This window comes from Hymenobacter sp. B81 (assembly GCF_044628455.1).
Classification (GTDB): domain Bacteria; phylum Bacteroidota; class Bacteroidia; order Cytophagales; family Hymenobacteraceae; genus Solirubrum.
The window spans coordinates 1,167,665-1,182,510 of sequence record NZ_JBIYZW010000001.1 but is presented as its reverse complement, the minus strand read 5'-3'; the positions used below and the strand labels follow the sequence as shown (position 1 = coordinate 1,182,510).

The following is a 14,846-nucleotide window of genomic DNA, read 5'->3' as shown; positions in this document are numbered from 1 at the left end:
AGTTGCTTCACGTAAAAAGGCCCCGCCGGAAATCCGGCGGGGCCTTTTTACGTGAAGTGACGAAAGCGGAAGGGAAGCTATTCCTCCGATTTCTTGCGGCTGCGCGTGGCTTTGCTGCCGCCCGCTTCGGGGTTCTCGGCCGCGTCGTCGGCCGCTTCCGACTGGTCGGGCACGGCGCCGGCGGTGCTCAGCGTGTTGGTGGTCGGGTCGTTTTCCTCGGCCTGGACGGCGGCTTCGTTGCCCGCGGCGGCCTCGGCCGACTGGTACGTCAGGCGGCTGCTCACGGCCCCGTACCAGCTCACCAGCTTTTTGATGTCGGACAGGTAGACGCGCTGCCGGTCGTACTCGGGAACCACCTCGCCCATGAACTGGCTCAGCGCGGCTTCGTCCGACTTGTGGGTCACGGGCAGCTCCTGGCCGTATTTCTGGTAGATGCGGTCGAACACCTCCGTGAGCGGCACGGTTTGCTCGGGGTCTTGGGTGTAGATGGAAATTTCGTGCAGCAGCGACACCTTGTTGCGGGCCGAGGCTACCGAGCGGCGGCCTTGCGCGTCAAGGGTTTCGACCAGCACACCGTTGTGGGCGGGGCGTACCAGGCGGTAGAGGCCGCTCATGCCGCTGATGGCGGCAATTTCCCTCAGGTCGTAGGGCATAGGAACAAAAAGAAGTGAAACGAATCCGCGGGGCGGCTACTGGGCCGTGTTGGCGCCGGCAGCACCCAGCTTAAAGGAAATGGGCAGGCTGGTCAGGATGGGGTACTCGGGCTGTTTGAACTTGAGCAGGCGCGTCACGCGCAGGGCTTCCTCGCCGCAGCCGCCGCCGATGTTTTTCACCAGCTTCACGCCCGACATACTTCCGTCGGGGTTCAGGGTGAAGCTCACGATGCAGGTGCCTTGAATGCGGTTGCGGCGGGCCATAAGCGGGTACTTCAGCTCCTGCTGAATAAAGGCGTACATGGCGTCCTGGCCGCCCTCGTAGTACTGGGCTACGGCAATGCTTTTGCCGACTGAGCCCGTGCCGGCCTGGCCGGCGCCGGTGCCGGCTTCGGGGGCTGGCGCGGCTTCGGTTTCGGGCGCGGGGGCGCCGTTCGACTCGGTTTTGGTTTTCACTTTCACTTTCTGCTGCGCCAGGGCCGGCGCGGCAGCAAAGGCGAGCAGGGCCAGGGCCAGCGTGAAGGTGGTTTTTTTCATGATGGGTAGAAAACGAGAAGTGAAGGGATGTCGCCGAGGCAAAGCCCGCCGCTGGCAATTACGAGGCCAATCTACGCATTCCCCTCCGCTTCCTGCACCTGCCCGTTGACTTCGCCGATGAAGGCCAGCACCTCGTCGCGGCCGGTGCGGCCGGTGCGGCCGGTGGCCGAGGTAATGAAGTGGCGCGGCAGCTCGTCCCAGGTTTCGCGCATTTTGGCCAGAAAAGTTTGCACGTTGTGGGCCGTGCGCGAACCCGACTGCTTATCGGCCTTGGTAAATACCAGCACGAAGGGCACGCCCATTTCGCCCAGCATCGTGAGAAACTCAAGATCAACGGCTTGCGGCTCCAGGCGCGAGTCGATGAGCACAAAAACGCAGGTTAAGTTTTCGCGCTTGGCCAAATAAGCCCGAATCATTTTCCCCCAATTGGCGCGCGACTCTTTGCTGACGCGCGCGTAGCCGTAACCCGGTAAATCGACCAGGTACCATTCGTCATTAATCAGGAAATGATTGATGAGTTGGGTTTTGCCCGGCAAGGACGAAGTTTTGGCCAATCCCGAGCGGCCGGTCAGCATATTTATTAGCGAGGATTTACCCACATTGGAGCGGCCAATGAAGGCGTATTCGGGCCGCGTAGGCTCGGGGCACAGCGCTACCTGGGTATTGCTGCAGATAAAGCGGGCGTCGCGAATAACCATATGAAAAGGGCGGGAAAGAAAGGAATGACAACCGGTAAAAGTACGCGGACCGGAATTGGGAACGCCCCGGAGCACTTAAAAGGAGGGTAATTTTTTTGCCTGTTTTCTTGCAGTTATTTTACCACTTCTATATTTGTGCGGCCCAACTTATCGCCGCGCAAAAATTTTTAGCTACCGTTTTTTCTGCGTTTGACCCCGCCGTCGCCGAAAATAGATTGGATAAGGCGAAGGTCGTATTATAAAATTTCTATCTTTGCCCGTGCCGAACCCCGTTTTTGGGGCTTTCTGCACGATTTTGGAGGAAGCTGCGCGGTAACCGACTGCGCCCCGCCTCTTCCGATTCAACTGCCGACAACTAACCTTGAGTCGGGTTTTGAGTATATAGGGACGCTTTTGCATACCCTAGGCTCTTTAATAAAGGAGTCTTTTCCGCGAAACGCCACCACACTCCTTCTCGCAACTCCTTATTTCAAACTCCCCTTCCAATGGACAACTTCGTCAGAAGGTTACTACAGGCTTCTTGCGCAATGGCACTCGCCGCAGCAGTGGCTCAGCCTTCGATGGCCCAAAGCACCCGTAAGCAGCTGAAGACCGCCAACAAGTTCTACGACCTGGAGAACTACCGTGCGGCCATTCCCTACTACGAGCAGGTGCTGGCCAAGGAGCCCAACAACGCTCTGGCCTTGTTCCGCGCCGGCATTTCCTACATGTCGTTCGACAAGGAAAAAGCCAGCGACTACATCTACAAAGCCCAGAAACTCAAGCCCAAGGTTTCGAAAGATGTGGAGTACTGGCTGGGCCGCGTCGACCACCTGAACTACAACTTCGACGAGGCTATTGCCCACTTCCAGCGCTACAACGCCACGCTGAAAAAGAAGGACTCGCGCAAGGCCGATTTGGCTCAGCTGATTCAGCACGCCAAAAACGCCAAGATTCAGTTCAACAGCCCCAAGGACATCTTCGTCAAGAACCTGGGCCCGACCATCAACTCGGCTTACTCGGAGCACAGCCCCGTAATCTCGAGCGATGATAAGGTGCTGCTGTTCACCTCGCGCTCGGAAAACGTGACCGGCGCCAACGCCTCGGGTGCCGATGCCAAGAAAGGCAAGGGCAACGTAGCCTCCGACGGCGAGTACTACGAAGACATCTTCGAGGCCAAGCGCATCAGCGAAGACGAGTGGGAGAAGCCCCGTTCGCTGTCGGGCGCGCTCAATGGCAAGGGCCACGACGCCTCCATTCAGGTGTTCGACAACGACTCCAAGATGCTGATGTACCGCCAGGATGAGAACGGCGACATCTTCTACTCGGAGAAAAGCGGCGGCGACTGGACCGAGCCCAAGAAACTCAACGGCAACATCAACTCGAAAGCCTTTGAATCGGACGCCTACATCACCCCGGACGGCCTGACGATTTACTTCTCGACGGGTAAATACTCGGAGGATGGCCGCCTCGACATCTACACTGCTACCCGCCAGGCGGGCGGCGACTGGGGTCCGGCCAAGAGCCTGGGCTCGGCCATCAACACCCGCTTCGACGACGACAGCCCCTACCTGAGCCGCGACGGCAAAACCCTGTACTTCTCGTCGCGCGGCCACAACACCATGGGCGGCTACGACATCTTCAAGTCGGTGTACGACTCGATTGGCAAGCGCTGGGGCGCGCCCGAAAACATGGGCTACCCGGTAAACACGCCCGACGACGACACCTACTACCGCCTCTCGCCCGACGGCTCGTATGCCTACCTGTCGTCGTACCGCATCGGCGGCTACGGTGAAAAGGACATCTACACCATCAACTACATCAAGAATGTAACGGTGCAGGGCAAGGTCTTCTCCTCGCGCGACAGCACCACCATCATTCCCGGCGTCGAGCTGGTGTTCAACGGGCAGACGGCTGACAAGACGGCCATCAGCTTCCGCGATGTGACGCGCCCCGACTCGGGCAACTACGCGGTGAACGTGCTCTCGGGCCGTACCTACCAGGTTGCCCTGTCGAAAGACGGCAAGAACATCACCACCGAGGAGTTTGCCGTGCCGGTTGTAGTCGAAGACTCGGCCGTTATCACCAAGAACTTCTACATCCCGTACGTCGACACCACCAGCGGCTCGATGTTCGCCTTCAAGAAGATCTACTTCGATACCGACAAGTACAACCTGCGCCCCGAGTCGGTGCGTGAGCTGAACAACATTGCCGGCATCCTGAAAGCCAACCCGGGCATCAACATCTCCATTGAAGGCCACTGTGACTCGCGCAACACCGACGAGTACAACATGGTACTGGGCCAGAACCGCTCGAACTCGGCCTACAACTACCTCAAGCGTAACGGCATTGCCGAAACGCGCATGGTAACGGTAAGCTACGGCGAGCGTCGCCCGGCCGCTACCAACGATTCGCCCGAAAACATGCAGCTCAACCGCCGCGTGGAATTCAAGGTGATTCTGAAGGAGGGTGAGTCGATGCAGAACATGCAGATCAACCAGCCCGGCACCAGCGGTGGCGCCACTACCGGCACCAGCACCGGCGCTTCGGGCACTTCGGGCCGCACCACGGCCCCGCTGCAGCCCGGCAAAACCAAGGTGAAAACCGCCGACGGCACCAAGGTGAAAACCAAGGTAGACGAGGACAGCGACAAAGTGAAGGTGAAAACCGAAAGCGCCACCGGCGAGAAAAGCAAGACGACCACCAAGGCTGGCGAGCTGGACTCCAAAGCCAAGGACGCCGCCGGCGACAAAACCAAGGTGAAAACCAAGAACGACTAACGCCTCCCGCGTTCGTCACTCCCGAAAGCGGGTCGGACCACCACGGTCCGGCCCGCTTTTTATTTGGGGCCGGCCGAGTGCCCTGCTCAGGCCGGCCGAGCGCGGAAGCGGGTGGCATTGAGCCGGAAAGGGGCGAAGTGGGGCGCAGTGCGGGCGGGGCCACGCGGCTTTTTCCAACAATATGCCGCGGGGCTCGTTCTATTTGGGCAATTTGCGGGCCCTTTAGCCGTTTGCTTGACCACCCATGAGCGTAGTTCCCTACAAAGATGACCCCACGGGCAAGAAGTCCCAGGTCGCGCAGATGTTCAACAGCATCGCCGGCAAGTACGACTTCCTCAACCACTTCCTGAGCGCCGGCACCGATATTTACTGGCGGCGCAAGGCCGTGGGGGAGCTGCGGCAGCTGCGCCCGGCCCGCATCCTCGACATTGCCACCGGCACTGGCGACTTTGCCTTCGAAAGCCTGAAAGTGGGGCCCGACGTGCAGGTAACCGGGGTCGACATCTCGGAGGGCATGCTGGAGGTGGGCCGCCGCAAGGTGCGCGAGCGGGGCCTGGGCCACCGCATCGAGCTGCAGCTGGGCGACTCCGAGAACCTGCCCTTCGCTGACAACACCTTCGACGCCGTTACGGCTTCGTTTGGGGTGCGCAACTTCGAAAACCTGGCCCAAGGTCTGACGGAAATGCGGCGGGTGCTGCGGCCCGGCGGCAAGCTGGTGGTGCTGGAGTTTTCCAAGCCCCGGGGGTTTCCCTTCAAGCAGGCCTACAATTTTTACTTTCGGCACATTCTGCCGGTTTTTGGCAAACTGATTTCCAAAGACCAGTCCGCCTATACGTACCTGCCCGAGTCGGTGCAGGCGTTTCCCGATGGCCCCGACTTTCTGGCCATTCTTCGGCAGGTTGGTTTTACTTCCCCTCAATGGCAACCGCTCACGTTCGGCATCAGCTCCATCTACACCGCCACCAAGTAGCCCGCCTGCTGCGGGTGATGCTTTTGCTGCTGCTGCTGCCCACGGTCGTAGTGGCCCAGAAGCGCAGTCAGACCAGCGCCAGCCGCGGCAAGGGCGGCCGGGTGAAGTCGGTCACGGTAAACAACCTGCCCGGCTACGACGACCGGTGGTTTCACCCCGGCATCTACATCTCGGTGTACGGCTCGCGCTACCGGCTCGAGCACTCGGCGGCGTACCCCACTTCGGGCGTGTCGGCCAATGCGCTGGTGACGCCGGGCTTTGGGGTGGGCTTCATCGGTGATGCGCGCCTGAGCGACTACCTGAGCTTGCGCTTCGCGCCGGGCGTGAACCCGCTCTACGAAAACCAGGTGGAGTTCAAGAAATTCGGCGGCGCGCAGGACACCGTGCTCAACCAGGAAATCAGCACTACCCAGGTCACGTTTCCATTGCTGCTGAAATTTCACTCGGAGCGCCGTCGCAACACGCGGGTGTACGTCATCGGCGGACTCAAGCCCAGCATCAACATCGGGCAGCGCAAGCGCGAGCCGGCCCGCAGCCAGCTGGCCATCGGCAGCTCCGACCTGGCCATCGAGTACGGCGTGGGCCTCGACCTGTTCTACCCCTTCTTTAAGTTTGCTCCCGAGCTGCGCTTTTCCCACGGCCTGACCAACCTGTTGCAGCCCGGCGCCGACTTCTACACCGGCAGCTTTCAGCGCGTGCGCAGCAACTCGGTGACCTTGTACCTGAACATTGAGTAGCACCCGCTAGGCACCTTGCCGGGGCGGGAAGTCTGATTCACCGGGCTGGGCAAGCCCCGTTGGGTGCGCCCCGCTACGCTCGCAATCCACTTCTGATCTGATATGCGCATCGCCCTTATTACCGGCGCTTCGTCGGGAATTGGCCGCGCCACCGCGGTAGCCCTGGCCCAGGCCGGGTTCAAGCTGGTGGTGACCGGCCGCCGCCGCGAGCGGCTGGAAGAGCTGGCCCGCGAGCTGGCCGCCACGCCGGTTCACATTCTGACTTTCGACGTGCGCGACCGGGCCGCCGTGGGCGCCGCCGTGGCCAGCCTGCCCGAGGAGTTTCGGGCCATCGACGTGCTGGTGAACAACGCCGGCAACGCCCACGGCCTGGCGCCCATTCAAAGCGGCGACCCAACTGACTGGGACGCCATGCTCGACAGCAACGTGCGGGGCCTGCTGAACGTGACCCACGCGGTGCTGCCGGCCATGCAGGCGCGGCGCAACGGTTTCATCGTCAACATCGGCTCGATTGCCGGCCACGAGGTTTACGCCAACGGCAACGTGTACTGCGCCTCCAAGGCCGCCGTGGCCTCGCTCAGCAAGGGCATGCGCCTCGACCTGATCGGGCTGGGCATTCGGGTGGCGGAAGTAAACCCCGGGGCGGTGCAAACCGAGTTTTCGCAGGTGCGCTTCAAGGGCGACGTAGCCCGGGCCGAGAGCGTGTATCAAGGCTTCGAGCCCCTCCGGCCCGAAGACGTGGCCGAGGTCATTCAGTTCATGGTCACCCGCCCGCCGCACGTGACCATCTCGGAAGTAACCATTCTGGCCGGGGCCCAGGCGGCCGCCACCGTCATCAACAAGCAACCGCCCGCTTAATCCAGCGGGCGGTGGGCGTTTTTGTCCGGAATACAGGCCTGCTATTCGGCCAACTGCCGCAGCACGGCGGCGTTCAGCTCGTGGCCGCCCGCAAAGCGCAGTACGGCGGGCCGTCCGCCGTGCTGGCCCAGCAGTGCCAGCTGTCCGTCAACTTTATCCTCCGGCACGTAGGGGTCGGCTGTGCCGCACACCACCGTGAGAGCGGGCAGCGTAGTCAGCAGCTCGCGGGCGGCGGCCGGGTCGGCGTCTTCGGGAAAAGTACCTGCCCAGAGCACCAGGTGCCGGGGGCGGAAAGGACGGCGTAGCAGCCAGCGGCTGAGCGTGGTGGCGCCCTGCGAAAAGCCCAGCAGCGTAACCGGCGTACCCGGCGGGCAGGCTGCCTGCAGCTGGGCCAGCAGTTGGTCGAGGTAAGCCGAGTAATCCTCGATTTCGCCCAGACGGTCTTCGCGCGTCATCCAGGTAGCGCCCACGCGGCCGCTGGTGCCCTGCAGGTAAAACTTCGACAAGCCCTCGGGCGCCACCACCACCGTGCCGGGCACATGCTCGGCCACCGCGCGGAAGTGGCGGATGAAGTAGGCGGCCAGCTGCCCGTAGCCGTGGCATACCACCCACAGGCGGCGGGCCGTGGCCAGCTCGCCCAGCTGGTAGTAGCGGGCCGTGCGGGGCACTACCAGGCGGTGTTCGTGCGCGTCCACTCGCGAAGCGGCTAGGCGCGGGTCGGCAGCACGTCGGCCATGAACTGGAAGGGCAGCAGGTCGGTCAGGCGCTGAAAGCGCCAGATGGTGCCGTCGGGGCCGGGCAGCAGCAGGGTGATGGGCTCGGCCTGGCGCTGCTCGAACTCGGCCATTACCTGGCGGCAGGCTCCGCAGGACGTCACAGGCACAAACTCGCCGTTCTGGGGGCGGGCCGCCACGGCCATCAGCCGGATGCGGCGCTCGGGCTGGTTGGCCAGGCCGAACAGGGCGGTGCGCTCGGCGCACAGGCCCGAGGGGTAAGCGGCGTTTTCCTGGTTGACGTTCCAGCAGATCGAGTCGTCGTCGAGCAGCAGGGCCGCGCCCACGTGAAAGTGGGAGTAGGGGGCGTAGGAATGCGCGGTAGCTGCCTGGGCTGCTTGCCAGCAGCGGGTTTCGGCGGGGGAGAGTTCCGCCTCGGTCAGCACGTCGGCGGTGATGGTCAGATTCAGGGTTTGGGCCATCGAGGGCGCAAATTCAGCGGGGGAACAGAGAAGATAAGCCGCCGAAAGGCAGCCCCCGTTGGGCTACGGGGGACGAAAATAGTACATTTCGGGCGGAATTCAGTTGGTAGCCAATACCGGGTTTTTCGTTTGTGGTGAATGGTTGGTGGTCCGTGGCACCCGGGTGCTTTTATCCGCCAGCGAGCCGCCACGCGTCGAAACTCCCGGGCTTGCCAGCCGACAACGCGCAACCCATTTTCCATGACCCGTATTCTTCTGCTCGGGGCCGGCCGCTCGGCTTCTTCGCTTATTCAGTACCTGCTGGGCCACCTCACGGCCGAAGACTGGCAGCTGACCATTGCCGACGTAAACCCCGCCCCGCTGACCGGGCTGCTGGCCGCGCACGCCGACCGGGCCCGGGCCGTGGCCTTTGAAATCGGCCAGCCGGAACGCCTGCACGAGCTGGTGGCGGCCCACGACCTGGTCATTTCCATGCTGCCGGCCTTGTTTCACCCCGTGGTGGCCAAGGCCTGCCTGCTGCACGGCCGTCACCTGGCCACGGCCTCCTACGCCACCGACGAAATCCGCACCTTCGACGCCGAGGCCCGGGCCGCCGGGCTCACGTTCCTGATGGAGTGCGGCCTCGACCCCGGCCTCGACCACATGTCGGCGTTGCCGGTGCTGGAGGAAATCCGAGCCGAGGGCGGGCAGCTCACCGGCTTCCGCTCGTACTGCGGCGGGCTGCTGGCGCCCGACTCGGAGGGCGACAACCCCTGGCGCTACAAGTTCACCTGGAACCCGCGCAACGTGGTGCTGGCCGGGCAGGGCACCGCCCGCTACATCGAAGACGGCCACCCGCGCTTTATTCCCTACCAGCACCTGTTCCGCCGCGTCGAGGCCCTGCAGGTGCCGGGCTACGGGGCCTTCGAGGGCTACGCCAACCGCGACTCGCTGAGCTACCGGCCCATCTACGGGCTGGAAACCATTCCCACCATGCTGCGCGGCACCCTGCGCCGGCCCGGCTACTGCGCCGCCTGGGCCGCGCTGGTCGCCCTGGGCCTCACCGACGACAGCTACCACCTCGGCAACACTGCCCAGCAGCCCTGGGCCGAGCTGCTGGAGTCGTTTCTGCCACCGGCCACCGGGAGCCAGCCGCTGGCCGCGCGCGTGGCGGCCCACCTGCATCTGGCGCCCGAGGGGCCCGAAATGCAGCGGCTGAACTGGCTGGGCTTGTTTGGCCCCGAGCCGGTGGGTTTGCCCGATGCCACGCCCGCCCAGCTGCTGGAGCGCCTGCTCACCGCCCGCTGGCAGCTGCAGCCCCACGACCACGACATGATTGTGATGCAGCACCTGTTCGACTACCGCTTGCCCGACGGCTCGGCCCAGCGGCGCACCTCTTCGCTGGTAGTCATCGGCGACGACGCCGTGCACACGGCTATGGCCAAAACCGTGGGACTGCCCCTGGGAATGGCCGTGCGGCGCCTGGCCCGCGGGCTGGTAACGCAGCCGGGCGTGGTCATTCCCACGCACGCCGACCTCTACGCGCCCATTCTGGCCGAGCTGGCCGCCGACTACGGCATCCGGTTCGTGGAAAGCGAGCAGGCCGTCGAGGCGCTGTAAGGGCCGCAAAGCATGGCACTGAGGGCCTATCTGCGCCTGCGCGCCCGGGTGCTGGGCCGGCAGTTGGCCGAGCTGGGCTGGCTGCGCCTGCTTCTGCTCACGCCGCTGGTGCTGGGCGCCATTGGCAAAACCCTGCTGACGCTGGCCCAGGAGCCGGCCGCCCATTGGCTGCTGCCGCCGATGTTGGGTCTGGTTGCTTGGTCGGGCCACCGCCGCCGCGCCGATCTGGCGCTGCTGCCCCTAGTAGCGCCGCAGTTCCGCCGCTGGCTGGCCGCCGAGTACCTGCTATTGGCCGGGCCAGTGCTGGCGGCGCTGCTGGCATTTGGGCACTGGCCCGCCGCCCTGCTCACCCTGGCTGCCACCCCGCTGGTGGCCTGGCTTCCGGCCGCCAGGGCCCGTTCTGCGCGACTTTTGCGGCGCCGCAGCTGGTTTCGCAGCGCGGCGTTTGAGTGGGTGGGGGGCTTTCGACTGGTGCCGGGCGGGGCGGTGTGGGTGGTCTTGCTGGCGCTCAGTAGCTGGCAGCACCGGCAGCCCATGGTACCCGTCCTGGCAGTAGGGGCCTGGACGCTGCTGGTGGGCACGCTCTTCGGAACGCCCGAGCCGCCCGGCATGCTGCTGCTCACGGGCCGCAGCCCCGGCCAGCTGCTGCTGCGCCGGCTGCAATGGGCCGGGGGCTACTATCTGCTCACGGCCACGCCGCTGGTAGTAATTATGGCCGAAGGCGCGGCGGGCCGGGCCGGGGCCGCGCTGTTCTGGGTTTGGGGCTGCGTGCTGATTGGGCTGCTGGTGCTGGCTAAGTACGCCTTCTACCCCCAGGCCACGCTCATCCGGCTCACCCAGGGCGGGGTAACAGCCCTGGTGCTGCTGGCCGGCACCCAAACCGTGTACTCGGCCCTGCTGCTGGCCGCTGCTCTGGGCCTCGTGTTGAAAAGCCGGCACCAGCTGGCTTCCTACCGCTTCGACTAACCAGTATGATCAGCATCCGCCAGCTGCGCAAAGCCTACGGACCGCACCAAGTGCTGCGCAACGTGAGTCTGAACCTGCGCCCCGGTACCATTCACGGGCTGGTAGGAGCCAACGGCGCGGGCAAAACCACGCTCATCAACTGCCTCTACGGTTTGGTGGCCGACTACCAGGGCCAGGTACTGGAAACCACCGGGCTGCCCATCCGGCCCTACACCGGGCTGCTGCCCTACGAGCCCTGGTTTTATCCCCGACTTACCGGCCGCGAGTACGTGGAGTTCTGCCTGCAGGCGCGGGGGCTGCCCCGGCGCGGCATCGAAGGCTGGAACGAACTATTGGAGTTGCCGCTCGATCAGTACGCCGAGGAGTATTCGGCCGGCATGAAGAAGAAGCTGGCGCTGCTGGCCTTGCTGGTGCAGAACTTCCGCTACCTCATCCTCGACGAACCCTTCAACGGCCTCGACCTGAGCGCCAACCTGCTGCTGAAGGAAATTCTGCTGCGCCTGCGCACCCAGGGCACCGGCCTGCTGCTGACTTCGCACCTGCTGGGCGCCCTCACCGAAATCTGCGACGAAATCACGGTGCTCAGCGGCGGCGTGGTGCAGCGCCACTACCAGGCCACCGAGTTCGGCACTCTGGCCAATGACCTGCTCGACAGCCTGCACCAGCAGAAGCTGGCCCGGCTCCGCGAGTTGCTGCCCTGAGCCGAAAACCGACGAGTGCGCCAGAACAGGTCCTTACAGGTGCAGGTAGAAGTCGCGCAGCAAAGCCTGAAAAGCGGGGGAGTAGCCGGCCTCGTCGGACTCGTGCAGGGTTAGCTCCTGCTCCGCCACCGCTGCCGGCTGGCGGCTGAAGGCCGTGATGTGGCGCAGGGGCTTGCTACCGGGGCGGTGGCGCAGCACCAATTGCCGGCTAGGGTAGAGGCCAGCTTGCCGCGCCTCGCGCTCGAAGTGCTGCATTTCGGGCGGGGGCAGCAGCACGGTGAGCTGGCCGGCGGCGGTCAGAAAATCGGCGGCGAAGCGGGCCAGCTCAGCGAAGGTGAGGGTGTCGGCGGCGGTGTGGCGGGCAGTGGTGCGCTGGGCGTCGGGTGAGCGGAGGGAGTGGCGGAAAAACGGCGGGTTGCTCAGGATGTGGTCGAAGGGCGCGGGCTGGGTGGCGGCAAAGTCCTGCAGACTTTGGGCGTGCACCCGAATGCGCCCGGCCCAGGGACTGGCGGCCACGTTGGCGGCGGCCTGCGCGGCGGCGGCCGCGTCCAGCTCTACCGCCTCGATGCGGGCGGCCGGGTTGCGCTGCGCCGCCATCAGGGCCAGCAAGCCGGTGCCGGTGCCCACGTCGAGCAGGCGCGCGGCTCCGGCCACCGCGGCCACCGCGCCGAGCACGCAGGCGTCGGTGCACACCTTCATGGCGCAGGCACCCTGCTCGATGCGGAACTGCTTGAACTGAAAGTAGGAGTTGGCCACGGGTGGGGGTGCGTCGCAGGCGCCCGGTCGTTGAACGACTTTACTTAAGAAGAAACGCCCGCGCTACAGCAGGGCCCGCCGGGCTTCGAGGCGTTCGTAGCCTTCGTCGATGAGCAGGGGGCCGCGCAGGGCGCTGCGCACGGCCAGCTGGTCGCACCGCTCGTTTTCGGCGTGGCCGGCGTGGCCCTTGATCCACTTGAACTGCACGGTGCGCTGGCGGTACACCTTCAGGAAGCGCCGCCACAAGTCCTCGTTGGCTTTCTTGCCGAAGTCGGGCTTTTTCTCCCAGCCGAACACCCACTTCTTGTCCACGGCCTCGACCACGTACTTGGAGTCGGACACGACCGTGATGGGCAGCTCGGGGCGGTTGACGGCCTCCAGGCCCACAATCACGGCCAGCAGCTCCATGCGGTTGTTGGTAGTGAGCCGAAAGCCCTGGGTCAGCTCTTTTTCGTGGGGGCCGTAGCGCAGCAGGGCGCCGTAGCCGCCCGGGCCCGGGTTGCCCCGGGAAGAGCCGTCGGTGAACAGGTAAATCATTTAGGAGTTAGGGACTTAGGCTTTAGGACTTAGGGTCTGGGACCTAGGTGGGAACGGAGTAAACAGATGCTCCCCCAAAAACCTAAGCCCCAAGTCCCTAATTCCTAACACCTATTCAAAAATTGGCCTTGAAGAGCTTGATGGCAATGGCGAGCAGAATCACGCCAAACACGCGGCGCAGGATGTCTTCACCGGCCTTGCCTAGCTTGCGCTCAATCCAGGAAGAGCTGCGCAGCACCAGGTACACGAACACGAGGTTGACGAAGATGCCCACCAGCACGTTGGGCAGCGAGTAGGCGGCCCGCAGGGAAAGCAGCGTGGTCATGGTGCCGGCCCCCACGATGAGGGGAAAGGCCAGCGGCACGATGGAGCCCGAGCCCGAGGCCAGCGGGTTGTGGCGGAACAGCTCGATGCCCAGCACCATTTCCACGCCAATGAAGAAGATGATGAGCGCGCCGGCCAGGGCAAACGACTGAAAATCGACCCCGAACAAGGACAGAATGCTCTGGCCCAGGAACAGGAAGGCCACCATCAGCGCGGCCGCTACCACGGTGGCCTTTTCGGCGTTGATGGCGCCCTCGCGCTGGCGAATCTGGATGATGATGGGAATGGAGCCCAGGATGTCGATGATGGCAAACAGGGTGAGCGTAACCGACGAAATTTCCTTGAGCGAGAACGTGGCGGCGAGGTCGGGCATGGCGGAAGCACTAACGGGCGGGCAAACAGTAGGGCGGAAACCGGCCGCCGGGGCGTTACTGGGCCGTAAAAAACTGCATCAGCTGCTCGTAGGCTACGTCGGGCAGGGCGGGGAAGTTGGCAATGCGAAGGGTGGTCTTGGCCCAGGGACCGTAGCCGCCGCCCAGGGTGAGGCCCGCGGCCAGGGCCCGGCGCTTCACCTCCTCGATGCGGGCGGGCTGGCCCTGCAGACCGATGACGGTAGTGGAGCGGGTTTCGGGATTCTGCACCAGGGGCGTAAAGGGGCTGTTCTCCTCGAAGAACTGGTAAAGTCGCGCGGCCCGCTCGCGCAGGTGCTGGTCGATGGCCTTGATGGGGGCGCGGTCGAGCAGCACGCGGCACAGCAGGTAGATTGCCAGCACGTTGGGCGTGTGCGTAGTCTGATGGTTGAGCATCTTTTCGTGCAGGGCCGTGAGCGAGTTGTAGTGGCCGCGCTCGTTCAGCTCGCGGGCCCGGGCAATGGCGCGGGGTGAGCAAATCAGCAGCCCCAGCCCGGCCGGCAGCCCAAAGCACTTCTGCACCGAGGCAAACCACACGTCGGCCTTGATGTGCTTGAGCTGAATGCCGCCCAGCGACGAGGTGGCGTCCACGCAGAGCAGGGCGCCGGTTTGCTGGCAGCGGTTGTAGAGGTTGAGCACGGCCCCGTCGCGCAGCTGGGTGGCGGTGCTGGTCTCGTTCTGGGTGATGCACACCAGATCGGCGTCGGCCGGAATCAGGGCCGGGTCGGGCACCTCGTCGAGGCCAAACTGGTGGCCGCTGCTCTCGGGCCGGATGACGCGGGCGTAGTCGAGCCACTTCTCGCCGAACGAGCCGTTGTAGAGGTGGAAGCTGCGGCGCGTGGTCAGGCTCTGGGCCAGAATCTCCCAGCACTCGGTGGCCGAGGAAGTAAAGAAGATGAAGTAGTCCTGGGGAATGTTGAGGCGGGCCTTCAGCTCGCCCACGGTCTGGCGCACCAGGGCCGTGAACCGCTCCCCGCGGTGCGGGGCCGAAAGCCAGCCCTCGTCGTAGGCGGCGGTGAGGTATTGGCGTACGGCGGGGTAGACCTGCGCGGGGCCGGGAATAAACGAGTACATAGGCGGGGAAGTCAGAGGGAATCGAAAGCCCGCGCCGGGCGCGGGGACGCCGCAAAGGTAGCCGGCCCGCCG

16 protein-coding genes are annotated in these 14,846 nt (G+C 64.4%); 7 read left to right on the top strand and 9 right to left on the bottom strand.

Translation table 11 applies throughout. The annotated features are described in order from the left end of the window. Positions 1-77 precede the first annotated feature (77 nt). The 3 genes from ACE191_RS05320 to yihA all read right to left on the bottom strand — a co-directional run bounded on the left by ACE191_RS05320 (position 78) and on the right by yihA (position 1,888). Positions 78-653 (bottom strand): DUF5606 domain-containing protein, encoded by a 576-nt coding sequence (locus ACE191_RS05320; RefSeq protein WP_400191148.1) that lies wholly within the window; start codon positions 651-653, stop codon positions 78-80. Between the two features lie 36 nt (positions 654-689). Further along, the gene (locus ACE191_RS05315; RefSeq protein ID WP_400191147.1) at positions 690-1,190 is read right to left on the bottom strand and encodes an energy transducer TonB; all 501 of its coding nucleotides are present in this window, start codon (positions 1,188-1,190) and stop codon (positions 690-692) included. Between the two features lie 71 nt (positions 1,191-1,261). Beyond that, a complete protein-coding gene (yihA, locus tag ACE191_RS05310) occupies positions 1,262-1,888 on the bottom strand; it encodes a ribosome biogenesis GTP-binding protein YihA/YsxC (protein ID WP_400191146.1) in 627 nt (208 codons plus the stop codon). 527 nt (positions 1,889-2,415) lie between these two features. On the opposite strand from yihA, the gene ACE191_RS05305 reads away from it, so the two are divergent. The 4 genes from ACE191_RS05305 to ACE191_RS05290 all read left to right on the top strand — a co-directional run bounded on the left by ACE191_RS05305 (position 2,416) and on the right by ACE191_RS05290 (position 7,212). Beyond that, complete coding sequence (locus ACE191_RS05305) at positions 2,416-4,647, top strand: OmpA family protein (RefSeq protein WP_400191145.1); 2,232 nt, start codon at positions 2,416-2,418, stop codon at positions 4,645-4,647. Positions 4,648-4,891: 244 nt separating this feature from the next. Further along, entirely contained in the window at positions 4,892-5,617 is a 726-nt protein-coding gene (gene ubiE / locus ACE191_RS05300) for a bifunctional demethylmenaquinone methyltransferase/2-methoxy-6-polyprenyl-1,4-benzoquinol methylase UbiE (protein WP_400191144.1), read from the top strand. Next, positions 5,566-6,354: a porin family protein gene (locus tag ACE191_RS05295; RefSeq protein ID WP_400191143.1), complete on the top strand. Its 789-nt coding sequence runs from the start codon at positions 5,566-5,568 to the stop codon at positions 6,352-6,354. Before ubiE ends, ACE191_RS05295 begins: the two co-directional genes overlap by 52 nt. Positions 6,355-6,456: 102 nt before the next feature. Next, positions 6,457-7,212, top strand: a complete 756-nt coding sequence (locus ACE191_RS05290) for an SDR family NAD(P)-dependent oxidoreductase (protein ID WP_400191142.1) — start codon at positions 6,457-6,459, stop codon at positions 7,210-7,212. A gap of 41 nt (positions 7,213-7,253) precedes the next feature. On the opposite strand, the gene ACE191_RS05285 is transcribed toward ACE191_RS05290, so the two are convergent. Both ACE191_RS05285 and ACE191_RS05280 read right to left on the bottom strand, forming a co-directional pair. Then, complete coding sequence (locus tag ACE191_RS05285) at positions 7,254-7,907, bottom strand: alpha/beta hydrolase (protein WP_400191141.1); 654 nt, start codon at positions 7,905-7,907, stop codon at positions 7,254-7,256. Between the two features lie 11 nt (positions 7,908-7,918). Then, positions 7,919-8,407, bottom strand: coding sequence for a cytidine deaminase (locus ACE191_RS05280; protein ID WP_400191140.1), 489 nt, complete (start codon positions 8,405-8,407; stop codon positions 7,919-7,921). Between the two features lie 240 nt (positions 8,408-8,647). On the opposite strand from ACE191_RS05280, the gene ACE191_RS05275 reads away from it, so the two are divergent. From ACE191_RS05275 to ACE191_RS05265, 3 genes are read left to right on the top strand one after another with little or no spacing between them, the layout of a single operon-like run. Next, positions 8,648-10,006, top strand: coding sequence for a saccharopine dehydrogenase family protein (locus ACE191_RS05275; RefSeq protein ID WP_400191139.1), 1,359 nt, complete (start codon positions 8,648-8,650; stop codon positions 10,004-10,006). Positions 10,007-10,018: 12 nt separating this feature from the next. Beyond that, positions 10,019-10,972 (top strand): hypothetical protein, encoded by a 954-nt coding sequence (locus tag ACE191_RS05270; RefSeq protein WP_400191138.1) that lies wholly within the window; start codon positions 10,019-10,021, stop codon positions 10,970-10,972. Between the two features lie 5 nt (positions 10,973-10,977). After that, entirely contained in the window at positions 10,978-11,673 is a 696-nt protein-coding gene (locus ACE191_RS05265) for an ATP-binding cassette domain-containing protein (protein WP_400191137.1), read from the top strand. Between the two features lie 33 nt (positions 11,674-11,706). Here the strand turns inward: ACE191_RS05265 and ACE191_RS05260 are convergent, their stop codons facing one another. From ACE191_RS05260 to ACE191_RS05245, 4 genes are all read right to left on the bottom strand, one after another. After that, complete coding sequence (locus ACE191_RS05260; RefSeq protein WP_400191136.1) at positions 11,707-12,429, bottom strand: tRNA1(Val) (adenine(37)-N6)-methyltransferase; 723 nt, start codon at positions 12,427-12,429, stop codon at positions 11,707-11,709. A 63-nt stretch (positions 12,430-12,492) separates the two neighbouring features. Next, on the bottom strand, positions 12,493-12,966 hold the full coding sequence (rnhA, locus tag ACE191_RS05255; RefSeq protein WP_400191135.1) for a ribonuclease HI: 474 nt from the start codon (positions 12,964-12,966) through the stop codon (positions 12,493-12,495). A gap of 115 nt (positions 12,967-13,081) precedes the next feature. Further along, on the bottom strand, positions 13,082-13,663 hold the full coding sequence (locus ACE191_RS05250) for a MarC family protein (protein ID WP_400191134.1): 582 nt from the start codon (positions 13,661-13,663) through the stop codon (positions 13,082-13,084). A gap of 55 nt (positions 13,664-13,718) precedes the next feature. After that, complete coding sequence (locus ACE191_RS05245; RefSeq protein ID WP_400191133.1) at positions 13,719-14,774, bottom strand: aminotransferase class V-fold PLP-dependent enzyme; 1,056 nt, start codon at positions 14,772-14,774, stop codon at positions 13,719-13,721. Positions 14,775-14,846 lie beyond the last annotated feature (72 nt).